We start from the raw sequence: 1,017 nt of genomic DNA, 5'->3' as shown, positions 1-1,017 counted from the left end.
CCATCCCGAACACGACCGTTAAGCCCTCCAGCGCCGATGGTACTTGGACCGAAGGGTCCTGGGAGAGTAGGACGCTGCCAAGCGAAGGACCACTGTTGATGAACAATCGACGGTGGTTTTTTTATTTTATAGTGAAAGGTCCTATTTGCGATCTAAACTTCTGCCACGGGGCATGGGATTAGAAGAGCGCTATGCATGAAAGTCTTTGGGGCAAGCTTGTTTGGATCAAAATACGCTATAAGGCTTTAGTATAGACGTCCTTCAAATGCGTATGCCGCAAAAAGGGCAGCGGTTTAGGTCTCAGACCTTTAATTGTTGTTAAACTTTAGTAACATTTTTGTTACCGACACGCCAAAAGTTGTAAGTATAATATGGAGTGTACATGTCAGGAGGTGTATTGAAGGTTTTTAAGAGGAACGATCTTGGAAGAAGGAGGACATACATGCGCAGATCTTTTCGGCTGCATGCTCTTCTTTTGTTGGGTATCGTCATGCTGCTGCTTGCCGGGTGCGGAAAGTCTGAACCGACGTGGTCATCTTTCGAAGGTGCCGCCAATGAGAAAACCTTTCCCGTACCTAAGGAAGCGAATCGAACTGACCGAAATATAGGGAATACTAAAATAGATTATGTCCGTTATTCAATGAACGGTTTGAAGGAAAAGGACAGCTTTCCTGAAGCGTATTTGGAGAAAATAAAAGAGTGGGGTTGGCGCGAAAACACGGACGAATCGGAGGGAACCTCCAAGGTGTTTGAAAAGCAAAACCGGGTGGTTCATTTGACCATTCACGACGATTATTTTACGGTGACCGTTCTTGCGAAAGGCAAAGCGGCCGTAAAAAGCACCGACTCCACCAAACCATAAAAGACCAGCATCTTTAGGGATGCCGGTCTTTTTTTATTTTAGGCTTTAGCCAGTTGAGCTCGCGAAGCGTGCGAAACAAAAAACCACCCGCTATGCGGGTGGAGGGAACGAGGGTTTGACCAACAAGACCATCCCGATAAAATTGAGATGTTCAG

1 protein-coding gene and 1 rRNA gene are annotated in these 1,017 nt (G+C 46.1%); both read left to right on the top strand.

The window, feature by feature from the left end:
* Positions 1-83: ribosomal RNA gene (gene rrf, locus KI367_RS26720) — 5S ribosomal RNA — on the top strand; the annotation flags it as partial.
* A gap of 359 nt (positions 84-442) precedes the next feature.
* On the top strand, positions 443-862 hold the full coding sequence (locus tag KI367_RS26715) for a hypothetical protein (RefSeq protein ID WP_212953316.1): 420 nt from the start codon (positions 443-445) through the stop codon (positions 860-862).
* Positions 863-1,017: the final 155 nt, after the last annotated feature.

This window comes from Paenibacillus cookii (assembly GCF_018333375.1).
In the GTDB taxonomy this organism is placed as follows: Bacteria; Bacillota; Bacilli; order Paenibacillales; family Paenibacillaceae; genus Paenibacillus_AQ; species Paenibacillus_AQ cookii.
This window is presented reverse-complemented; position numbering and strand designations above follow the sequence as displayed.

What these genes read in the sequence shown, in the direction of transcription:
- KI367_RS26715 (WP_212953316.1), top strand. Translation starts at nt 443, where the DNA reads ATGCGCAGATCTTTTCGGCTGCATGCTCTTCTTTTGTTGGGTATCGTC.